We start from the raw sequence: 21,729 nt of genomic DNA on the forward strand, positions 1-21,729 counted from the left end.
TACTCGCCACCGCGCCGGGCAACACCGGCACACCATGCGCGGCGAAGAGATCCTTCGCCTGGTATTCGTAGAGGTCCATGAGCATATCGTAGACTGTATGCAGTATGGTGAGAAGGGGTGATCTCAGGGTTCTTGGGGTTTGCGTACCAGCAGGTGTGCCTGCCGGAACCGCTCGTTTTCGTAGGGCTCGCGCTGCATCCGGGCGATCTCCGAGAACCCGGCCTGGCACAACAGGTCCGCGAGGCTGTCCGGCGACCATTGATAGGCGAGCGTGACCTTGTGGTCGACTTCCCGCGGCAGCGGGTCGTCACCGGTGAGGAATCCGAGCAGCACGTGGCCGCCCGGCGCCAGCACCCGCTCGAACTCGGTGAACACGGCCGGCAAGTGCCGCGGTGGCGTGTGGATGGTGGAGAAGAACGCGAGAATGCCGCCGAGAACTCCGTCGGCGAGGTCCAGTGCGGTCATCGAACCCTCGTCGAACCGCAGGTCCGGATGAGCCTGCCGGGCCAGGGTGACCATCTCGGAGGACAGGTCGACGCCGAAGGCGGTCAGCCCGAGGGAGTGCAAGTGTGCGGTCACGTGGCCGGGTCCGCATCCGATGTCCGCGACCGGTCCGGTGTTGCTGGCCCGCACGAGTTCGGCGAACGTGGCCAGCAGCGCACGTTCCAGCGGTAAGGTCTCGAGCACGTTGCTGAATAGTTCGGCGTAGAGCGGTGCAACGGCGTCGTAGGCAGCCTTGGTGGAAGGTTCGGTCACGGCGGAAACATAGTCGCGCCCGACCTGCCGGCCTGGCGCGGCACTGGCTGGGTGCCACGATCCGCGAAGCGGCCGGCTGACCGGCGTGCGTCAGGTCACGGGAAAAGGGCGAACGGTTCATTGTATGCTGTAGCCAGTCGACTAAATGCTGGGAGTTCGCATGCCGCCGAGTGAGTTGCCGCAGGATATGGCGGCGCGCCGGATCGACCGGCCCGTACCCTTGCGGGAACGGGTTTACCAGGCGATGCAGGAGCTGATCATCTCGCGCCAGCTGGCGCCCGGCCAGCATCTCGTGGAGAGCGAGCTGGCGGAGATGCTCGGCGTTTCCCGCCAGCCGATCCGCGAAGCGTTGCAGCTGCTGAACTCCGAGGGCTGGGTGGACCTGCGGCCCGGGTACGGCGCGTTCGTGCACGCCCCTGCCGACACCGAGGTGGACCAGTTGCTGGCCGTCCGGTCCATCTTGGAGAGTGAGTCGGCCAGGCTGGCCGCCGAGCACGCGGACGAAACGAGCATCGAGCGGCTGCGCCAGATCTGCGCGGACGGCGAAGCCGCCCTCGCCTCCGACGACATCGACGGGATGGTCGCCGCGAACGCCGACCTGCACCGCGCGGTCACCGAGCTGTCCGGCAACCAGGTATTGCTCGATTTCGTGACGCAGGTCGACCGGCGGGTCCGCTGGTACTACACGCCGATCGCCAGGCAGCGCGGCAAGAAGTCCTGGCAGGAGCACGAGAAGCTGATCGACGCCATCTCTCGTGGCGACGCCGGACGGGCCGCGCAGATCATGCGCGAGCACACCGAGCGCACCCGTCAGTCCTATCTGGAAGAGCGGCGGAACAAGCCTGCCGAGGAAGCGGTACCCCTGCACACCCGGCGCCGCCGCCCCCGCCGCGCCTGACCCGCCTGATGCCGTGAGGGGCCCCCTCACGGCCCATAAGGGCATGAGGGGGTCCCTCACGGCATTTCGTCAGCTAGTGCCGCCTGCTTCGGTGGCCGGGCGCAGGCTCGCCGGGGCCCGTGGCGGCGTCACGGTGAGCCGCGGGCGCCGCAGGAACAGCGCGAGCACGCCCGTGCCGATCCCGATGCCGCCGGCCAGCAGGAACGCGCCGCCGTAACCCCAGGCGCCCACGACCACCGAACCGAGACCGGAGCCGACCAGTCCCGAAACCAGCTTGGAACTGTAGACGAGCCCGTAGTTCGACGCGTTGTTGTTCTCCCCGAAATAGTCCGCCGTCATCGCCGCGAACAGCGGGAAGATCGCGCCGCCGCCGAACCCGGAAACCATCGAGGAGAGCAGGAACAGCGGCATGTTCCCGACCGACCCCGACAGGTAGACCGCGAACTGCGCCAGCCCCAGTGTCACGCAGACGATCACCAGGGTCTCACGCCTGCCGTACCGGTCCGAGATCCAGCCGATCACACCCCGGCCGGTCCCGTTGATCAGCGCCTTCAGGCTCATCGCCAGCGCCACGATCCCGCCGGCGAACCCCATCTCCTCACCGAAGGGAACCTGGAAGGCGATCCCGAAGATGTTCACCCCGGCCGTGCAGAGCAGGCAGAACCACATCAGCGGCAGGACACCGGTCTTGAACGCTTCCCGCGGCGTGTACTGCTTGAGCGCCGGCGGGTTCTTGCGCAGCGACCGCCGCACCCGCGGGTCGTCGGTCGCGGCGCGCAGCGGGTCCACGTGCGGCGGCCACCAGTTCTTCGGCGGATCCCGGAAGAAGAACCCGCTCACGCCCACCGCCGCGGCCAGGAACACGCCCACCACGAACAGCACCGTGCGGTAGTTGCCCAGATCCAGGTACTGCTGGAAAAGGAAGATGAACGGGATCGAGCCGTAAGCGAACCCGCCGTTGACGAATCCCGTCTTGCCGCCCTTGCGCTCGGGATACCATTTCCCGACCATGTTCACGCAGGTCGCGTAGACGAACCCGGCCCCGGAACCGCCGAAGAACCCGAAACCGAGATAGGCCCAGAACACCGACGGCGAATAGGCGAGCGCCACATACCCCAGCAACGCCCCGGCGGCTCCCAGCAGCATCGCCGCCCGTGCGGACAACGTGCCGTTCTCGCGCATCCGCCCGGCCGGGAAAGCGACTCCGGCCTGGAAGAACACCCACACGCCCAGCAGCCAGAAAATGTGGGCGCCGTGCCAGTTGTGCGCCTCGGACAGGGTGTCTTCGGCGGAGGTGAAAGCGTATTCCGACGAGCTGATGGCCATCATGGCGACCCAGGGCAGCCACACCATCCACGCCCGTGCACGGCCCATGATATCCCGGTCGGTCTCCCCGACCCGGTAGATTCTCCCGTTACTGTCGACTACTTCCCGGAATTTCGGCGGCGCTGGCGAATCCATTCCGTTCTCCTTTTTCTGTTGTCCCCCCGTTTTCCTCCGTCAGGTGGTACTGGCGAACCGCCCGGCCGGCGCCGTCATCACCGGCCGGGCGGTTTCGCGTCGTTTACAGCAGTCCGGCCGCCCGTGCCCACTGGTACTTCGCGCCCAACACGGCCACCGGGCGTTCCGTCGTGTACGGGTAGGCGATCACCTTGTGGTCGAACAGGTACTCGCACGCCTTCTCGACCTCGGTGTCGCCCGCGAGCGAGGCGACCACGGGCTTGTCGATGCCCTTGGCCCGGAACTCCTCGACCACGCGGGCGGTCAGTTCGGCGAACACCATCGGCGGCGTCACGATCGTGTGCCAGTAGCCGAGAATGAGCGCGTGGATCCGCGGGTCCTCCAGGCCCAGCCGGATCGTCGCCTCATACGTCGACGGTGGCTCGCCGCCGGTGATGTCGATCGGGTTGCCCGCCGCGCCGAACGGCGGGATGAACTTCCGGAACGCCTCGTCGAGGTCCGGTGGGATGTCCATCAAGGACAGTCCGTTGTCGACACACGCGTCCGAAAGCAGCACGCCGGAGCCGCCGGCCCCGGTGATGATCACGACGTTCTCACCCTTGGGCGCCGGCATCAGTGGCAGCGACCGCGCGTACTCCAGCATCTCGTTCAGACCCGGGGCCCGCACGACGCCCGCCTGACGCAGGATGTCGTCGTAGACCTTGTCGTCACCGGCGAGAGCGCCGGTATGCGAACCGGCGGCCCGTGCGCCCATGTCGGTACGGCCGGCCTTGAGCACCACGACCGGCTTCGTCTTCGTCGTGCGCTGCGCGGCGGAGACGAACGCGCGCCCGTCCTTGAGATCCTCCAGATGCATCGCGACGCATTGGGTGTTGTCGTCCTGCTCGAAGAACGTCAGCAGGTCGTCTTCGTCCACATCGGACTTGTTGCCAAGGCCGACGATCGCGGACACGCCCATCTTCGTGGTCCGGCTGAACCCGAGGATCGCCATCCCGATCCCGCCGCTCTGCGAGGTCAGCGCGACGCCGCCGCGCACGTCGTACGGGGTGCAGAACGTGGCGCACAGGTTCTGCGGCGTGTAGTAGTAGCCGTAGATGTTCGGGCCCAGCATGCGGACCCCGTAGCGCCTCCCGATCGCGACGATCTCGTCCTGTAGTTCCTGGTTGCCGGTCTCGGCGAATCCGGACGGGATCAGCACCGCCGCCGGCACGCCCTTCTCGCCGCATTCGGTCAGGGCGGCGGCCACGGACTTCGCCGGGATCGCGAACACCGCGACGTCCACCTCGCCCGGGATGTCCCCGACCGCCGGGTACGCCTTGCGCCCCATGATCTCGTCGGCCTTCGGGTTGATCGGGTAGATCTCGCCCGCGTACCCGCCGCCCAGCAGGTTCTTCATCACCGAGTTGCCGATCTTGCCCTCGGTGTCCGAGGCGCCGATGACCGCGACCGAGCGCGGGTTCATCAGCCGGTTCATCACGCGCAGGATTTCCTCCTGCGACGGCCGTACCGGCTCGGTCACCTCGCCCGTCTCGACCAGGATCCGCACGTCCGCCGCGATCGCACCGTCCGCCGCCGCGAACACCGGGTTGAGGTCGAACTCCCGGATCTCCGGGAAGTCGGTGACCAGAGTGGACACTCGCTGGATCACCGCGGCGAGCGCATCCACGTCCACCGCGTCCGCGCCACGGACGCCGTGCAGGACCTCGGCGGCGTCGATACCGTCCACCATGGACTTCGCTTCGGCGAGATCCAGTGGTGCCAGCCGGAAGGTGACATCCTTGAGCACCTCGACGAGCACGCCGCCGAGGCCGAACGCGACCACCTTGCCGAACGTCGGATCGGTCGTGGCGCCGATGATGACCTCCTGGCCGCCACTGGCCATCTGCTGCACCAGCACGCCCGTGATGCTCGCGGAAGCGTTGTACGCCTTGGCATTCGCGACGATCTTGTCGAACGCCTCGCGGACCGCGCCCGCGCCTTCCACGCCCACGATGACGCCGCCGGCTTCGGTCTTGTGCAGGATCTCCGGAGAGACGATCTTGCACGCGACCGGGCCGCCGATCTCCTCGGCGAGCGCCGCGGCCTCGTCCGGCGTGGTGGCAAGCCCTTCCCAGGGTGCCGGGATGCCGTAGGCGTCGCAGATCTGCTTGCCTTCGGGCGCGGTCAGCGCCTCCCGGCCCTCGGCGCGCACCTTGTCCAGGATCTCGCGAACGATGCTCTGGTCCATCAGATGACTCCCTTGGCCTTGAGTCCCGCCAGTTGCTCGCCCAGCCCGAGTTCGCGGGCGTAGACGTCCTCGTTGTGCTCGCCGAGTAAGGGAGAACGCTGGACGTCGACCGGTGAATCGGACAGCTTGAGCGGGCAGCCGACAGTCGTGAACTCGCCGCGCTCGGGGTGGTCGACCTTCACGACCATCTCGTTGTCGGCCAGCGACTCGTCCTCGATGATCTCCTTGGTGGACAGGATCGGCCCGCACGGGATGTTGTGCGCGGTGAGCTCTTCCAGCACCTCCCATTTGCCGAGGCCGATGCTCCAGTCCTCGATCAGCTGGAACATCTTGTCCAGCTTGTTCAGCCGTGCCTCGGGCGTGGCCCACTCGGGATCCTCGGCCAGTTCGGGCCTGCCGATCAGGTTCGTGATGGGTCCCCAGCCGACGGGCTGCACGATCACGTAGATGTAGTCGTTCGGACCGCCGGGCGCGCATTTCACCGCCCAGCCCGGCTGCCCGCCGCCACTCGCGTTGCCCGAGCGCGGTACGGTGTCGCCGAATTCCTCGTTCGGGTACTCGTTGAGCGGGCCGCGCGTGAGCCGCTGCTGATCGCGCAGCTTGACCCGCGCGAGGTTCAGCACGGCGTGCTGCATCGCGACCGTCACCCGCTGGCCGCGGCCGGTGTGCTCCCGCTGGTACAGCGCGGCCAGGATGCCGGCCACCGTGTGGATCCCGGTGCCCGAGTCGCCGATCTGCGCGCCGGTGGCCAGTGGCGGCCCGTCCTCGAAACCGGTCGTGCTCATCGACCCGCCCATCGCCTGCGCGACTACCTCGTAAGCCTTGAAATGGGTGTACGGGCCCTCCCCGAAGCCCTTGATGGAGGCGAAGATCAGCCGCGGGTTGAGCTCCTGGAGCCTGTCCCAGGTGAAGCCCATCCGGTCGAGCGCGCCGGGCCCGAAGTTCTCCGCGAGCACGTCGAACCGGGGCAGCAGTTCGGTGAAGATCCGCTTGCCCTCGTCGCTTTTGAGGTTGAGCGTGATGCTCCGCTTGTTACAGTTGAGCATCGTGAAGTAGAGACTGTCCACATCGGGCAGGTCACGTAACTGTTTGCGGGTGATGTCGCCGCCGGGCGCTTCGAGCTTGACCACGTCGGCGCCGAGCCAGGCCAGGATCTGGGTGCAGGACGGTCCTGATTGGACATGGGTCATGTCCAGGACACGCACGCCTTCGAGTGCCTTTCCCATGACGTTTCCCCTCACTTGTACATGGTCTGGTTCATGGTTCCCGGCGCGTACACGTCCGGGTCCACCCACACGTTGATCAGCGACGGTTTGCCCGACTCGCGGGCGCGCTGCAGGGCCGGCGCGATGTCGGCCGGGTCGCGTACTTCTTCGCCGTAGCCGCCGAGCATCCTGGCGAACTCGCTGTAGGGCACGTTGCCGAGCGTGTTGCCGACGCGGCCGCGGTCCTCGCCGTATTTCTGGATCTGCCCGTAGCGGATCTGGTTCATCGACGAGTTGTTGCCGACGATCCCGATGAACGGGAGGTTGAACCGTACGAGCGTCTCGAAGTCCCAGCCGGTGAGGCTGAACGCGCCGTCGCCGAACAGTGCGACCACTTCCTGGTCCGGGCGGGCGTACTTCGCGGCGAGCACGAACGGCACGCCGACGCCGAGGGTGCCGAGCGGGCCCGGGTCCATCCAGTGGCCCGGCGCCTTCGGCTGCACGACCTGGCCGGAGAACGTGACGATGTCACCGCCGTCGCCGATGTAGATCGAGTCCGGCGTGAGGAACTCGTTGATCTCGTGGACGAGCCGGTACGGGTCGATCGGGTTCGCGTCGGAATGCTGGCGCGGCAACCGCTTCTCGTATGCCTGCGTCTCGACGGCGCGCAGCTCCTCGAGCCATTCCTTGCGCCCGGTCGCGCCGTTGTCGGCGCGGCCGGAAGCGGCCTGCGTGACCGAGGACAGCACGACCCCGGCGTCCCCGACGATGCCGAGGTCGATGTCGCGGTTCTTGCCCACCGTGCGGTAGTCGAGGTCGATCTGCACGACGGTCGCGTCGGGGGACAGGCGCTTGCCGTAGCCCATCCGGAAGTCGAACGGGGTGCCGACGATGATGATCAGGTCGGCGTTGCCGAAGGCGTAGCGGCGGGCCAGTTGCAGGTGGTGTGGGTCCTGCGGGGGCAGCGTGCCCCGGCCGGAACCGTTCATGAACGCGGGCACGTTCAGCTCGCGGACGAACTGGATCGCCGCATCGGTCGCCCGGCAGGTCCATACCTGGCTGCCCAGCAGCACGCACGGTTTCTCCGCCTGCACGACGAGATCCGCCAGCCGCTCGATCGCCTCGGGGTCGCCGGCCGACCGGGTGGAGGCGCGGTAGCCGCCCGCCTTCGGGATGCGGGCCTTCTCGAGCGGGACCTTCGCGTCGAGCACGTCGCGCGGGATCTCCAGGAACGACGGGCCCGGGGCGCCGGCGTAGCACTCGCGAAACGCCATCGAGACCAGGTCGGCGGCGCGTTCCGTCGCGGGTACGGTCGCGGCGAACTTCGTGATCGGCGACATCATGTCGACGTGCGGGAGGTCCTGCAGCGAGCCCATCTTGTGCTGGCTGAGCGCCCCCTGGCCACCGATGAGCAGCATGGGACTCTCCGCGCGCAGGGCGTTCGCCACGCCGGTCACCGCGTCGGTCGTCCCCGGCCCCGCGGTCACGACGGCGCAGCCGGGCTTGCCGGTGACGCGCGCATAGCCGTCGGCGGCATGGGCCGCGACCTGCTCGTGACGGACGTCGATCACGTCGATGCCCTCGTCCACACAGCCGTCGTAGATGTCGATGATGTGGCCGCCGCACAAGGTGAAGATGACCTCCACACCCTCCGCTTTCAGGGCCTTCGCCACGAGATGCCCGCCGGAGATCAACCCGGGTTCGCCTGACATGCGCCCTCTCCTCACAACATTGTGGCTACCGAATACTGCATACGATATGGAGCCATGGTGGCCCTCGATCGACGCGGTTGTCCAGAGCTTCGAAGCCATTGACCAAATCTCTCCATACCGTATACTGCATACAATACTCTCGCAAGATCGAGGAGACACCGTGAAAGTCGCTGTTCTCGGTGCCGGCGCCATCGGCGCGTATGTCGGCGCCAGCCTTCACCGCGCGGGAGCTGAGGTGCACCTCATCGCCCGCGGTCCGCATCTGGCCGCCATCCGCTCGTCCGGGGTGCGCGTGACCAGTGAGCGGGGCGATTTCACCGCGCACCCGCACGCGACCGACGATCCGGCCGAGGTCGGCCCGGTCGATCATGTTTTCCTTGGCCTGAAAGCGAATTCCTATGCCACCTGCGGCCCGCTGATCGAGCCGCTGCTGGCCGGGCACACGTCGATCATCGCCGCGCAGAACGGCATCCCGTGGTGGTACTTCCACGGCCTGCCCGGTCCGTACCAGGGGCGCCGGGTCGAAACCGTCGACCCGGGCGGGGCGGTCAGCGCGGTCCTGCCGGTGCACCGCGCGATCGGCTGCGTCGTCTACGCGGCGACGGAAATCTCCGCGCCGGGCGAGATCCGGCATCTGGAAGGTACGCGGCTGTCGATCGGTGAGCCGGACGGCAGCGTCTCGGCGCGCTGCCGCGAGTTCTCCGACGCCATGGTCGCCGGCGGTCTCAAATGCCCGGTCGAACCGGATCTGCGCCACGACATCTGGATCAAGCTGATGGGCAACATCGCGTTCAACCCCATCAGCGCGCTCACCCGCGCGACGATGCTCGGTATCTGCAAGCACACCGATACCCGCTCGACGGTGGTACAGATGATGCGCGAGACGCTCGACGTCGCCGCGCGGCTCGGCGTGCATCCGGAGGTGTCCATCGACCGGCGGCTCGCGGGCGCGGAACGGACCGGCGAGCACAAGACGTCCACGCTGCAGGACCTGGAGAAAGGCAAACCCCTCGAACTCGACGCCATCCTCGCCGCCGTGGTGGAGCTGGCGGATCTGACCGGCGCGCCGGTCCCGACGCTGCGCGTCGTCAACGCGCTGGCCGGGCTGCTCGGCGAGCAGGTGGCCTCGTGATCATCAAACCGGGAACCGAGTGGGAAAGCGTTTACAGCCGGTGCCGTTCCGTCGCGCCCGAGGCGTTCGGCGGAGAGCGGCTGCGGAACTTCTGGGGCGGGCGCTGGCGGTCGGAGGGGACACCGACCGAAACGACCTCGCCGATCGACGGCACGGTGATCACCGGCCCGCCCCGGCTGGAAACGGTCGACGCGAAGCGGGCGGTGCGGGCGAGCCTCAACGAGCACCGCACGTGGTCGTTCGCGCCCCTGGCCGAGCGGAAGAGGCGGGTGGTCGCCGCGCTCGGCGACCTCGCCGAGCACCGCGAGCTGCTCGCCCTGTTGCTGGTGTGGGAGATCGGCAAGACCTGGAAGTCCGCACAGTCCGATGTGGACCGGTGTGTCGACGGGGTTCGCTGGTACGCCTCGAATATCGAAGGCATACTCGAGGGCCGGGCGCCGTTGCCGGGGCCGGTCAGCAACATTGCGAGCTGGAACTACCCGATGAGCGTGCTGATGCACGCGATGCTCGTCCAGGCACTCGCCGGCAACGCGGCGATCGCGAAAGCGCCGACCGACGGGGGAGTGAACTGCCTGACACTCGCGGTCGCATTGGTGGCGCGCCAAGGGGTTCCGGTGACGCTGGTGAGCGGTGGCGGCGCGGAGCTATCCGAGGCGCTCGTGCGGTCGGACCTGATCGGTTGTCTGTCCTTTGTGGGCGGACGGAGCAGCGGAGGGGAGATCGCGGCGAGCCTCGTCGACTCCGGCAAGCGGCACATCCTCGAGCAGGAGGGGCTGAACTGCTGGGGCGTCTGGGAGTTCAGCGACTGGCCGGCCTTGGCGAGGCATGTCCGCGGCTCGTTCGAGTACGGCAAGCAGCGGTGCACGGCGTATCCGCGTTACGTGGTCCAGCGTTCGCTGTTCGACGACTTCCTCGCGGCATACCTGCCCGCCGTGCGGGAGCTGAAGGTCGGGCATCCGCTGGCCGTCGCTCGGGCCGAGGATCCGTTGCCACAGCTGGATTTCGGGCCGCTGATCAATGACGTGAAGGTCAAGGAGCTGTGCGATACGGTCGACGATGCGATCAGCCGTGGCGGTGTGCCGCTGCATCGCGGCTCCCTCGGGGAGGGACGGTTCCTGCCGGGACAGGACACCGCTGCGTACCTCGCGCCGGTGTCGATCCTGAACCCGCCGCCTTCGTCGCCGCTGCACCACGCGGAACCGTTCGGGCCGGTGGACAGCGTCGTGCTGGTGGACACCGAGGCGGAAATGCTGGCGGCGATGAACGCGAGCAACGGTTCGCTGGTGGCTTCGCTGGCTTGCGACGACGAGCCCACCGCGCGGCGGCTGGCGGCGGACCTGCAGGCGTTCAAGGTCGGCATCAACCGCCCGCGCTCACGCGGCGACCGCGAGGAACACTTCGGCGGCCGGGGCGCCTCATGGCGCGGCGCGTTCGTCGGCGGCGAGTTGCTCGTGCAGGCCGTCACCGAGGCGCCGGACCGCCCCCTCTACGGCCACTTCCCCACCCACACCCTCTACCCCCCGACCTGACCGACCCCCGGCGCGAGTCGGCCTCCCACAGCGGGTGTGTCCGGCTTCCGGGACGGGTGAGTTCGGCTTTCGATCCCGGTGAGTCCGGCTTTCGGTGCGGGCGAGTCTGGCTCCCGCGCGCCGCGAGTTCGGCTTTCGGCCCCCGCAAATCAGGCCCTCGTGTCCCGCAAGCTCGGCCCGCGGACGCCCACGCCCGAGCCCGACAAGACCGTCGCTCCGCGCCGTCAGCTCACCCGGCCGCGCGGAGCGCTTTCCACTTCACCGGTCGGCGACGGCGCGCTCCGCCGCCTCCATCCACTCCCGCCATTGCGCGGCCTGCTCGTCGGCCTTCTTCGCGCGGCGCTCGTCGCCCGCGGCGCGGGCCTTTTCCGCCTGGCTCTCGAACTGGTGCACCCGCTCGCGGAACTGGTCGACGCGGGCCTGCACCTCGGGATCCGTGCGCCGCCACCGGCTTTGCTCGACGTCGTGGACGCGGTCGGCCACCGCTTTGAGCCGGCCGTCGAGTTCGCGGATCCGTTCCCGCGGCACCTTCCCGATCTCGTCCCACTGCTCCTGGAGCCGCCGCAGGTGCGTCTTCGCCGCGTCCAGGTTCGCAGCCGGGTCGAGCTTCTCCGCCTCGGCCAGCAGCTCCTCCTTGCGCGTCGCGTTGGTGGCGAACTCCGCGTCGCGCTCTGAGTACACGGCCGACCGGCGTGCGAAGAACTTGTCCTGCGCCGACCGGAACCGCTGCCACAGCGCGTCGTCGGTCTCCTTCGGCGCGCGGCCCGCCGCCTTCCACTCGGCCATCAGGTCCTTGTACCGCCCCGCGGTCGGACCCCAGTCGGACGAGTCGACCAGCGACTCCGCCTCGGCGATCAGTTCTTCCTTGCGCGCCTTCGCCGCCGCGCGCTGCTTGTCCAGCTCCGCGAAATGCGACCCGCGGCGGCGGTTGAACGCCTCACGTGCCTTCGAGAAGCGCTTCCACAGCTCGTCGTCGGTCTTGCGGTCGACGCCCTTGACCGTCTTCCACTCGTCGAGGATCGCGCGCAGCCTGTCCCCGGCCGCCTTCCACTGAGTGGACTCCGCGGCGATCTGCTCGGCTTCCTCGGCGAGCGCCTGCTTGCGCTCGATCGCAGCCGAACGTGCTTCCTCCCGCTCGTGCTTGGCGTTGGCGAGCGCGCCCTCCGCCTGCTCGACGATCCGGTCGAGCCGGGTGCCGAGCGCGGTCAGGTCGCCGACCACGGCGGCCTCGGACAGCCCGCTCCGCAGCTGGGTCGCGCTCTGCAGTGCCTGCTTCGGGTCCCCGGCGCCTGAGCTCAGGCGGGTCGCGAGCAGTTCGACCTCGGTGCGCAGGTCGTCGAACCGGCGCGCGTAGTGCAGCAGCCCTTCCTCGGGGCCGCCTGCCTGCCAGACGCCGACCGTGCGTTCACCCTCCGCGGTCCGCACGTAGACGTTGCCCTCTTCGTCCACCCTGCCCCAGCGGGACGGGTTCGGCTCGGCCGGCGGAACCGGCCGGTCGTGGCCGGCCGGCGGGTGCGGGAGCGGCATCTTGTGCGGCGCGGGTACGCCGGGCTGGGTCTCGTCGGCCATCGCAGGCTCCTTATCGCCTGTCGGGCCCGCCGGTCGGCGGGCGCCCCACCGGGATGGGGCCGGGTCGTGCGGGGGAGTGCTTCCACCCCCACGCCGCATTCAAGCAGTTCAGCGCTGCTTGCGGTACTCGGTGTGGTGGGTCGGAGCGGGTGATTCTACTGTCTGTGGCTGTGGGGGCGGTGTGATCACGGCGGCCCGGTAACCTCGACCAGTGTGATCAGGCGTGCCGTCGTGGTACCACAACCCCCGTTGCTGGTGCCTCGGCTTTCCCCCGGACCCGCTCCTGACCTGGCCACTCTCCGCGAGGCGTGCGTTGCCGCGGCCGGCACGCTGGGCCCGGTGTGGACGGCTGTCGGCGTGCATACGCGGGACGAGGTCATCGGCCCGGACGCGGCCGGTTCCTTCCGTGGTTACGGCGTGGACGAGCGCGTCCGGCTGTCCGCGCACGGGACGGACCGTGATCTGCCGTTACCCGCGCTGATCGCGGGCTGGTTGCGGGAGCAGGCGGGGGCCGAGTCGGTTCAGGTGCGGCTGGTCGCGGAAGGCACGAGAGCCGCGGACTGTGCCCGCCTTGGTCACGAACTGGACGGTGACCTGCTGATCCTCGGTGACGGCTCGAACCGGCACGGCCCCGGCTCACCCGGCAGCGAGGACGAGCGCGCACCCGCGTTCGACGAACTGGTCGCGAAGGCGCTGGCGAAGGCCGACACCGAGGCCCTGCTGCGGCTCGACCCGGCGCTCGCCAGGGATCTCGGCGCCGGCGGCCGCGTGCCGTGGCAGGTACTCGCCGGCACGGGCGGGGACTGGCACGCGGAACTGCTGTACTCCGCGGCACCGTTCGGGGTCGCCTACCACGTCGCGGTGTGGGAGCGGGGATGAGGACCGGACCAGCAGGCGCGGACGAAGGAACGCCTGCGCAGGAGGACCGGCGGGGTGCGGGGTCTCCCGCATCGGCGCCGAGGGCACCGATCGCCGTGGTCGGGCCGACCGCGACCGGGAAGTCCGAGCTCGCCATCACCCTCGCGGAGCAGGTGGGCGGTGAGGTGGTCAACGCCGACGCGATGCAGCTCTACCGCGGCATGGACATCGGCACCGCGAAGGTGACGGTCGAGGAGCGCCGCGGTATCCCGCACCACCTCCTCGACGTGCTCGACGTGACCGAGACCGCGTCGGTCGCGGCGTATCAGCGTGACGCGCGGGCCGTCGTCGAACGCCTGCTCGCCGAGGGCAAGGTGCCGATCCTCGCGGGCGGCTCCGGACTGTACGTGCAGGCGGTGCTCGACGACCTGCGCTTCCCCGGCACCGACCCGGCCGTCCGTGCCCGGCTCGAAGCGGAAGCGGCCGAAGCCGGGGCCGCGACGATGCACGAGCGGCTCGCGCGCCTCGATCCCGCCGCGGCGGCGGCGATCCTGCCCTCGAACACCCGCCGGATCGTCCGCGCGCTCGAGGTCATCGAGCTCACCGGCGAGCCGTTCTCCGCCACCATGCCGAAACCCGGGCCGGCGCGTTACGGCGCGGTGCTCGTCGGCGTCGACCGCGAACCGGCGGAACTGGACGAACGGGTCGACCGGCGGGTGGACCGGATGTTCGCGGCCGGGCTGGTCGACGAGGTACGCGCGCTGGCCGATCGAGGGCTGCGCGAGGGGAAGACCGCTTCGCGGGCGCTCGGGTACCAGCAGGTGCTGGCGCAGCTCGACGGAGCCGGGGATTTCGCGGCGGCCGCGGCGGCGACGAAGCAGGCCACGCGCCGATTCGTTCGCAGGCAACGATCCTGGTTCCGCCGGGACGGCAGGATCGCCTGGTTCCCGGGAAACGATCACAGCGTGGCCGCGCGAGTGCTTTCCGTGCTCTGCCAGTAGTCTGACCGTGTGGCGATCGAGTTTCTCAAGGGGCATGGCACACAGAACGACTTCGTGCTGCTGCCCGATCCGGACGGCCGGCTCGACCTGACACCGGGCCGGGTTGCCGCGCTGTGCGACCGCCGGCGTGGGCTCGGCGCCGATGGGGTGCTCCGAGTGGTCCGGTCCACCGCGCTCGGGCAGGAGTCCGCGGGTGAGTGGTTCATGGACTACCGCAACGCCGACGGGTCCCTCGCGGAGATGTGCGGCAACGGGATGCGCGTGTTCGCGCGGTACCTGACCGAGTCGGGGCTGGCCGCCGGGCCGGAGTTCGTGCTCGGCAGCCGCGCCGGTGACAAGCGCGTGATCGTGCGCCCGGGCGGCTCGGTCACCGTGCACATGGGGCCGGCCTCGATCACCGGCGCCTCGGTCGCGATCGTCGACGACCGGGACTTCTCCGGCGTCGCGGTGGACGTCGGCAACCCGCATCTGGTGTCCGTTGTGGACGATGACGTCGCCGAGCTGAACCTGTGCGAAGAGCCGCGGTACGACAAGGACTTCTTTCCCGAGGGCGTGAACCTGGAGTTCGTGAACCCGCTGGGTGCGGGCGCCCTGCGCATGCGGGTGTACGAGCGGGGCGTCGGCGAGACGCGCTCGTGCGGCACGGGTACGGTGGCCGCGGTCGCCGCCGCGTTGCACCTCGCCGGCACCGACAGTGGCGAGTCCACAGTGGACATACCGGGCGGCCGGGTCACGGTGTCGATGGAGCGCGGCGAGGCCACGCTGACCGGCCCCGCGGAGCTCGTCGCGCGCGGTGAGCTCTACGACGAGTGGTGGGACGCTCAGGCGTAGGTCGCTTCCTTCGGCAGGTCACGCATCTTCCGCAGCGGTGAGAGCACCACCAACGCGACCGGGATGACGAGCGAGGCGGACCCGATCCACAACGCGCCCCGCACGCCGAGCCAGGCGCCGAGCCCGCCGCCGATCAGCCCGCCGATCGGCATCGTGCCCCACACCAGGAACCGCACGGTCGCGTTCATCCGGCCGAGCAGCCGGTCCGGGCAGATGGCCTGGCGGTAGCTGACCTGCGCGACGTTGTAGACGATCACGCCGAAGCTCATCACGGCGGCCCCCGCCGGCACGAGTGCGATGCGCCAGCCAGGCGCGGCGAGCGGTACCAGCAGCTGGAACGGCCAGGTGAGCAGGGGGATGAGCCAGATCGCCCTGGCCTGCCCGATACAGCGGGTGCACCAGCCCGAGACGAGTGCGCCCGCGACGCCCCCGACGCCCATCGTCGTCAGTATCGCGCCGACCGCCGCCGAGCCGAGGCCGAGGTTCCGGGTGAGGAACAGGATCAGCATCGCCTGGAAGATCGTGTTCCCCAGGTTCGCCGTGCCGGTGCACAGCGTGATGGCCCGCAGCGTCGGGTTGTGGAACACGAAGCGCATGCCTTCGGCGACCTGAGTCCGTAGCCGTGTCCCGTCGTGTCGTTCAGGTTCGGGCTCGACGGTCTTGATACGCAACAGGAAAAGCCCCGAGGCGAGGTAACCGAGCCCGGTCGCGAGCACCGCGTTCGCGGCGCCCGCGAGCTGTGCGAGTCCGCCGCCGAGCCCCGGGCCGGCGACCTGCGCGACGGACTGGCTGGCCTGCAGCTTCGCGTTGCCTTCGAGCAGGTGCTCCCGGCCTACCAGGGACGGCAGGTACGACTGGTAGGAAACGTCGAAGAACACCGTGCAGGCACTGACGAGCAGCGCCACGACGATCAACTGGGCCAGCGTGAGCACACCCGTCCACCACGCGAGCGGCACCGTGCCCAGCAGCGCGGCACGGGCGAAGTCGGCGCGCAGCATCAGCGGGCGGCGCCGCAACCGGTCCACCCAGACGCCCGCCGGCAGCCCGATGAGCAGGAAGGCCGCGTTCTCGGCGGCCGTGAGCAGGCCCATTTCGAACGGCGTCGCGGCGAGCACGGTCGCCGCGAGCAGGGGGATCACGGTCTGGCCCACGAAGGTGCCGCCCTGGCTGACCGTGTCGCTCGCCCACAGCCGCCGGAAGTCCGCATGGAACCAGAGCGTGTCGCGCCGCATGGGAACCAGTCTTCCCCGAGTGATTGGAAACAGTCAATCACTTAAGCTTGGGTAGTGACGACCCGCCGCGAAGCGACCGAGGCCGAGGCGAACGCGCTCGCCTCCGGAATACGGCTGCGCATCATCCGGTTGACCTATGCGGACGCGCTGACCAACAAGGAGTTGGCCGAGCGTCTGGGCCGCGACCCGGCGACGGTGCTACACCACGTGCGCAAGCTGGTGGACACGGGCTTCCTCGCTCCTCAGCCGCCGCGGCGCGGGAAGCGGGGCGCGAAAGAGATCCCTTACCTGTCCACGGGGTTGTCGTGGTACCTCACGGGCGCAGGGCTCCATGAGGAGACGGCGAAGGCGATGCTGGAGGCCTTTCTGGCGGAGATCGCCGAGGTGGCCCCGGCCCGGCTACGGCAGACGAGGCTCGTCGTGCAGGTGCCGGAAGAGGGCCTCACCGAGTTCGAGGACCGGCTCCAGGATCTGCTGGAAGAGTTCAAGGACCGGTCGGACACCGGCCGCGGCGAGCGCACCGCGATCTACGTCGCGACATACCCGAGCCTGTAATGCGCTCGGCATCTCCCGCGAATCGTGGGACGATAGAAGGACGATGACAGAACTGACACACACAGACTTCCTCGAAGAGGACCCGTCGGCCGGCGAGCTGGAACTGGAGGAACGCGCCTCTCTCAGGCGTGTCGCCGGGCTCTCCACCGAACTGGCGGACGTCACCGAGGTCGAGTACCGGCAGCTCCGCCTGGAACGAGTGGTGCTGGTCGGCGTGTGGACCGAAGGCACCGCGGCGCAGTCCGAAGGGTCGCTGGCGGAGCTCGCGCGACTGGCCGAGACGGCGGGCTCGGAGGTGCTCGAGGGGCTCGTGCAGCGGCGCGACAAGCCGGATCCCGCCACGTACATCGGCTCGGGCAAGGTGCGCGAGTTGTCCGACGTCGTCATCGCGACCGGTGCCGACACGGTGATCTGCGACGGTGAGCTCTCGCCGGGCCAGCTGCGCCAGCTGGAGGCCAAGCTCAGGGTCAAGGTGATCGACCGGACGGCGCTGATCCTGGACATCTTCGCCCAGCACGCCCGCTCGAAGGAGGGCAAGGCGCAGGTCGAGCTGGCCCAGCTGCAGTACCTCATCCCGCGGCTGCGCGGCTGGGGCGAATCGCTGTCCCGGCAGGCCGGTGGCCGCGCGGGTGGCGCGGGCGGCGGCGTGGGCCTGCGTGGTCCCGGTGAGACGAAGCTCGAGACCGATCGCCGACGGATCGGCAAGCGGGTGGCGAAGCTGCGCCGCGAGATCGCGGCGATGGACACGATCCGGGGCACCAAGCGGGGCCGCCGGCTCGCCAACGAGGTGCCGAGCGTCGCGATCGTCGGTTACACGAACGCGGGTAAGTCGAGTCTGCTCAACGCCATCACGGGCGCGGGCGTGCTCGTCGAGGACGCGCTGTTCGCCACGCTGGACCCGACGACCAGGCGGTCGGCGACGCCGGACGGGCGCACGTACACGCTGACCGACACCGTCGGGTTCGTACGGCACCTGCCGCATCAGCTGGTCGACGCGTTCCGTTCGACGCTGGACGAAGCGGCCGACGCGGATCTGCTGGTGCACGTCGTGGACGGGTCCGACCCGGCGCCGGAAGAGCAGGTCGACGCGGTGCACGAGGTGCTCGCGGAGATCAACCGCCGGCGGTCCTCGGCCCTGCCGCCCGAGCTGCTCGTGATCAACAAAGCGGACGCGGCGGACGAGCTGTCCCTGGTGCGGCTGCGGCATTCCCTGCCCGACGCGGTCGTGGTGTCCGCGCGGACCGGGAAAGGCGTGCCGGAGCTGATCGAGGAGATCGCCGCGCGGCTGCCCCGGCCTGAGGTCACCGTCGAGGCGCTCGTCCCGTACACGCGTGGAGCGCTCGTCGCCCGGGTGCACTCCGACGGCGAGGTGCTGACGGAGGAGCACCTCCCGGAAGGTACGCGGCTGTGTGCGCGAGTCCGGCCGGATCTCGCTTCGGCGCTGGAATCCTATGTCGTGAACGGCTCCCCGGCCTGACTGTCGGTACCGTCGGTTCGGTGACCATGCGCTGGGGCGCGCTGCTCGCCACCTTCTCGTTCGTCCTCGCGCTGTCCGTCGCTCCCGCCGCGGCGGCGGACGCGCCGGCCACGGTGTGCACGGTCTCGGACCAGCGGCTCACCGAGATGTCCGGGCTGGTCAGTGACGGGCAGTGGTGGTACGCGATCAACGACGGCGGCAGCAAGGTCCAGGTTTTCGTGCTCGGGCACGACTGTGCCGTGCAGCGGGTGATCACGAACTCTCTCGATCCGTATGACCCGGAGGACCTCGCGAGGACGCCGGACGGCACGTTGTGGCTTTCGGACACCGGCGACAACGACAAGAAGCGCGCCACGGTCGCGCTGGTCGCTCTGCCGCCGCAGGGCAAGGCGACGCTGTACCGGCTGACCTATCCGGACGGCCAGCACGACGTGGAAGCCCTGCTGCTCGACCGGCAGGGCACTCCCTATCTGGTGACGAAGACCCCGTTCGGCGACTCCGGCGTCTACCGTCCGGTTTCCGCGCTGACAAGCCCTGGGCCGACCCCGCTCGAGAAGGTCGGCACCGTCGAGTTCAAGACCACCGGCACTCCCGGCGGCCCGGTGGCCGGTTTCGGTTCCGTGCTCGTGACCGGGGCCGCTTCGAGCGCCGACGGCACGGTGGTGGCCCTGCGAACCTACACCGACGCCTATCTGTACCTGGCTCCGGACGGCGACGTGGCGGCGGCGCTGAAACGGGCCCCGGTGCGTATCCCGTTGCCCGACGAGCAGCAGGGTGAGGCGCTGGCGTTCGAACCGGACGGCACGCTCTTGTCCGGCGGGGAGGGCGCCGGACAGCCGATCCGCGCGGTCAAGAACGCCGCGTCTCTCGTTGCGCCACCGACGCAGGACGCTCGGGACGGCGCCCCGGCCGCCGCCGGTCACGAGAGCAGTTCCGGCGCTGGAGGCTCGCCGGGCATCAGCCCGGTATCAGCCCTGATCCTGGCCGTGGTCCTCGCGGGCGGTGGCCTCTTTGCGGTCGCCAGGCTCCGGCGCCGCTCCGCCCGTAAATAGCTACAGCCGGCGCAGAACGGCCACCACCTTCCCGAGAACGGTCGCCTCATCCCCATTGATGGGCTCGTACGCTTCGTTCTGCGGCAGCAGCCAGAGGTGGCCGCCCTGGCGTTTGAACGTTTTCACCGTTGCCTCGCCGTCGATCATCGCGGCGACGATCTCACCGTTGTTCGCGGTCGGCTGCTGGCGCACCGCGACCCAGTCGCCATCGGTGATCGCGGCCTCGACCATCGAGTCACCGGTGACTTTCAGCAGGAACACCTCGCCCTCGCCGATGATGTCCTTCGGCAGCGGGAACACGTCCTCGATCGCCTGCTCGGCCAGCACCGGTCCACCGGCGGCGATCCGGCCGACCACCGGCACGTACGCGGGCTTCGGCATGTCACTCTCGGTGCGCCCGATCCGCGCGGCGCGCTCGGCATCCGCGGTGAGCACGCCGACCGCACGCGGCCGGTTGGCGTCGCGGCGCAGATATCCCTTGCGCTGCAAGGTGCGCAACTGGTGCGAGACCGAGGATGTGGACGTGAGGCCGACCGCCTCGCCGATCTCGCGCACGCTCGGCGGATAGCCGAACCGGTCGACCCAGGCGCGAATGACCTCCAGGACCTGCTGCTGCCGCGGGCTCAGGCCCTCCTCGACATCCTCGGGATCGGGGAGCGGGTGCACATCCCCGAATCGTCCGCCGGGCCTGCGCGGAATCTCGGCCGACTCTTCGCTGTCTGTCATGGTGCTGCCTTCCAGCCACATCGCTCGGTTCGTACCTGCCGGGCCGCAGACCGTGCGCGACCGGCGCGTATCGCCTTGTCCTGGTCACCGAGGGTAGTGCACCGGACGCCGAACATCAAACAACTGTTCGAGCGACACGCCGGGTGGCTCTCGATTTTGTCGGACCCTGGTGGTACACATTCGCGCAGAGATTCGATAGAACGAGTGTTCGACCCGAGGCCCGCCCTGCGGGGCCGGGCCACGAGGAGGTTCACGATGTCGATACTGCTGGACAGTAGCGCGGTGACCAGCGAGAACGCGACTGGAGCCCGTCCGGTGCCGGTCCGGGCGCGAAGGCGCGGGGAGCCCCGCCGGCCACCCACACGCGCCCGGGTCGTCGCCGGTCGCCGCCGGGCGGTCGTACCTGACTGCGCGCCCCGGCGCGTCGTACCGCGCTGGCCGTGGCTCGCCGTGGTCGCTCTCGCCGTCGGGCTCATTGTCACCGGTCTGGGTGTTTTCGCCGAAGGGATGTCGGGCGCGGTGCCCGAGCGGACGGCCACGGTGACCGTCGGCGTAGGTGAGACGTTGTGGGACGTCGCCCAGGAGTACGCGCCGAGTGCGGATACCGGGGCCGTCGTGGCCCGCATCAAGCAGGTGAACGGCCTCGGCGACGCCACCGTCGTGCCCGGCCTGCCGCTGACCGTCCCGGTGGACTCGGGACCGCTCGGCGCGGGCCGGTGACCTCCCGCCGAGAGGTGCCTCGTGACACGCGCTTCACCCGGCCGGGTCGCTTGCGCCGCGTTGGCGTGCGATCTAAGGTCAACCGCTATATCTAGTAGTTACATGGCTGTAGTTGGTCCACAAGTTGGGGTAGACTGAAAAGCGAGTTGTCCACAGCTAGGTGATGTCCACCCACCGGATATCCACAAGATGATCACCAGGTCAGCATCGTTTCCGGGCCGTTGCGTGGCGGCCGGGCGCGACGGGTATCCAACGGGAACAGACGGAAGGGGAAGGTGATCGGTCGTGCGGTGCCCGTTCTGCCGCCATGCCGACTCCCGGGTCGTCGACTCCCGCGAGGTGGACGAGGGGCAGGCGATCCGCCGCCGCAGGTCGTGCTCGGCCTGCGGCCGCAGGTTCACCACCTCGGAGACGATGGTGCTCGCCGTCGTCAAGCGGTCCGGGGTGACCGAGCAGTTCAGCAGGGACAAGGTGGTCCGGGGCGTGCGCCGGGCCTGCCAGGGCAGGCCGGTCGACGACGACGCCCTGCAGCAACTCGCACAGCGGGTCGAGGAGTCGATCCGCTCCGCTGGCGTCGCGGAGATCCCGAGTCACGAGGTCGGCCTCGCCATCCTCGGTCCGCTCCGGGAACTCGACGAGGTCGCGTACCTCCGGTTCGCCAGCGTCTACCGCTCCTTCTCCTCGGTGGAGGACTTCGAGAAGGAGATCGCGGACCTGCGCGCGGCCATGGCGGATTCGGGAGCGCCGCACGACGGCGACAGGAGCGCGGCCGGCGAGTGAACTCGCCG

19 protein-coding genes are annotated in these 21,729 nt (G+C 69.4%); 11 read left to right on the top strand and 8 right to left on the bottom strand.

Annotated elements, in window-relative coordinates; all coding sequences use genetic code 11:
* Positions 1-123: 123 nt before the first annotated feature.
* Complete coding sequence (locus tag FG385_RS02025) at positions 124-756, bottom strand: class I SAM-dependent methyltransferase (protein WP_139094861.1); 633 nt, start codon at positions 754-756, stop codon at positions 124-126.
* Between the two features lie 160 nt (positions 757-916).
* Here FG385_RS02025 and FG385_RS02030 point away from each other — a divergent pair, with 160 nt between their 5' ends.
* A complete protein-coding gene (locus FG385_RS02030) occupies positions 917-1,654 on the top strand; it encodes a GntR family transcriptional regulator (protein WP_139094862.1) in 738 nt (245 codons plus the stop codon).
* 69 nt (positions 1,655-1,723) lie between these two features.
* Here the strand turns inward: FG385_RS02030 and FG385_RS02035 are convergent, their stop codons facing one another.
* The 4 genes from FG385_RS02035 to FG385_RS02050 all read right to left on the bottom strand — a co-directional run bounded on the left by FG385_RS02035 (position 1,724) and on the right by FG385_RS02050 (position 8,259).
* The gene (locus FG385_RS02035) at positions 1,724-3,028 is read right to left on the bottom strand and encodes an OFA family MFS transporter (protein WP_235022334.1); all 1,305 of its coding nucleotides are present in this window, start codon (positions 3,026-3,028) and stop codon (positions 1,724-1,726) included.
* A gap of 190 nt (positions 3,029-3,218) precedes the next feature.
* Positions 3,219-5,342, bottom strand: a complete 2,124-nt coding sequence (locus tag FG385_RS02040; RefSeq protein WP_139094864.1) for an acetate--CoA ligase family protein — start codon at positions 5,340-5,342, stop codon at positions 3,219-3,221.
* On the bottom strand, positions 5,342-6,568 hold the full coding sequence (gene frc, locus FG385_RS02045) for a formyl-CoA transferase (RefSeq protein ID WP_139094865.1): 1,227 nt from the start codon (positions 6,566-6,568) through the stop codon (positions 5,342-5,344). Before frc ends, FG385_RS02040 begins: the two co-directional genes overlap by 1 nt.
* Before the next feature lie 11 nt (positions 6,569-6,579).
* On the bottom strand, positions 6,580-8,259 hold the full coding sequence (locus FG385_RS02050; protein ID WP_139094866.1) for a thiamine pyrophosphate-binding protein: 1,680 nt from the start codon (positions 8,257-8,259) through the stop codon (positions 6,580-6,582).
* Between the two features lie 160 nt (positions 8,260-8,419).
* On the opposite strand from FG385_RS02050, the gene FG385_RS02055 reads away from it, so the two are divergent.
* Positions 8,420-9,391 (top strand): 2-dehydropantoate 2-reductase, encoded by a 972-nt coding sequence (locus FG385_RS02055; RefSeq protein WP_139094867.1) that lies wholly within the window; start codon positions 8,420-8,422, stop codon positions 9,389-9,391.
* Positions 9,388-10,920, top strand: coding sequence for an aldehyde dehydrogenase family protein (locus FG385_RS02060; RefSeq protein ID WP_139094868.1), 1,533 nt, complete (start codon positions 9,388-9,390; stop codon positions 10,918-10,920). The genes FG385_RS02055 and FG385_RS02060 overlap by 4 nt, the downstream gene beginning before the upstream one ends.
* 258 nt (positions 10,921-11,178) lie before the next feature.
* On the opposite strand, the gene FG385_RS02065 is transcribed toward FG385_RS02060, so the two are convergent.
* Positions 11,179-12,489 (bottom strand): DUF349 domain-containing protein, encoded by a 1,311-nt coding sequence (locus FG385_RS02065; protein WP_139094869.1) that lies wholly within the window; start codon positions 12,487-12,489, stop codon positions 11,179-11,181.
* Positions 12,490-12,702: 213 nt separating this feature from the next.
* Between FG385_RS02065 and FG385_RS02070 the strand changes: the two genes are divergently transcribed.
* The 3 genes from FG385_RS02070 to dapF are packed head-to-tail and all read left to right on the top strand — an operon-like array spanning position 12,703 to position 15,179.
* A complete protein-coding gene (locus FG385_RS02070) occupies positions 12,703-13,368 on the top strand; it encodes a class III extradiol dioxygenase subunit B-like domain-containing protein (RefSeq protein WP_139094870.1) in 666 nt (221 codons plus the stop codon).
* Entirely contained in the window at positions 13,365-14,348 is a 984-nt protein-coding gene (miaA, locus tag FG385_RS02075; RefSeq protein ID WP_139094871.1) for a tRNA (adenosine(37)-N6)-dimethylallyltransferase MiaA, read from the top strand. The genes FG385_RS02070 and miaA overlap by 4 nt, the downstream gene beginning before the upstream one ends.
* A 9-nt stretch (positions 14,349-14,357) precedes the next feature.
* Positions 14,358-15,179: a diaminopimelate epimerase gene (gene dapF, locus FG385_RS02080; RefSeq protein WP_139094872.1), complete on the top strand. Its 822-nt coding sequence runs from the start codon at positions 14,358-14,360 to the stop codon at positions 15,177-15,179.
* Here dapF and FG385_RS02085 read toward each other — a convergent pair.
* A complete protein-coding gene (locus tag FG385_RS02085) occupies positions 15,170-16,411 on the bottom strand; it encodes an MFS transporter (RefSeq protein WP_139094873.1) in 1,242 nt (413 codons plus the stop codon). The genes dapF and FG385_RS02085 overlap by 10 nt on opposite strands.
* Positions 16,412-16,465: 54 nt before the next feature.
* On the opposite strand from FG385_RS02085, the gene FG385_RS02090 reads away from it, so the two are divergent.
* The 3 genes from FG385_RS02090 to FG385_RS02100 are packed head-to-tail and all read left to right on the top strand — an operon-like array spanning position 16,466 to position 19,495.
* Positions 16,466-16,966 (top strand): winged helix-turn-helix domain-containing protein, encoded by a 501-nt coding sequence (locus tag FG385_RS02090; RefSeq protein WP_139094874.1) that lies wholly within the window; start codon positions 16,466-16,468, stop codon positions 16,964-16,966.
* Between the two features lie 43 nt (positions 16,967-17,009).
* Complete coding sequence (hflX, locus tag FG385_RS02095) at positions 17,010-18,443, top strand: GTPase HflX (protein WP_139094875.1); 1,434 nt, start codon at positions 17,010-17,012, stop codon at positions 18,441-18,443.
* Positions 18,444-18,469: 26 nt separating this feature from the next.
* The gene (locus FG385_RS02100) at positions 18,470-19,495 is read left to right on the top strand and encodes a hypothetical protein (protein ID WP_139095181.1); all 1,026 of its coding nucleotides are present in this window, start codon (positions 18,470-18,472) and stop codon (positions 19,493-19,495) included.
* Here FG385_RS02100 and lexA read toward each other — a convergent pair whose 3' ends face one another.
* Positions 19,496-20,221 (bottom strand): transcriptional repressor LexA, encoded by a 726-nt coding sequence (gene lexA, locus FG385_RS02105; protein WP_139094876.1) that lies wholly within the window; start codon positions 20,219-20,221, stop codon positions 19,496-19,498.
* A gap of 255 nt (positions 20,222-20,476) precedes the next feature.
* On the opposite strand from lexA, the gene FG385_RS34235 reads away from it, so the two are divergent.
* Complete coding sequence (locus tag FG385_RS34235; RefSeq protein WP_200834263.1) at positions 20,477-20,941, top strand: LysM peptidoglycan-binding domain-containing protein; 465 nt, start codon at positions 20,477-20,479, stop codon at positions 20,939-20,941.
* Positions 20,942-21,226: 285 nt separating this feature from the next.
* On the top strand, positions 21,227-21,721 hold the full coding sequence (nrdR, locus tag FG385_RS02115; protein ID WP_139094877.1) for a transcriptional regulator NrdR: 495 nt from the start codon (positions 21,227-21,229) through the stop codon (positions 21,719-21,721).
* The last annotated feature ends 8 nt before the right edge of the window (positions 21,722-21,729 follow it).

Origin of the sequence: Amycolatopsis alkalitolerans, assembly GCF_006152065.1 — a bacterium.
Classification (GTDB): domain Bacteria; phylum Actinomycetota; class Actinomycetes; order Mycobacteriales; family Pseudonocardiaceae; genus Amycolatopsis_E; species Amycolatopsis_E alkalitolerans.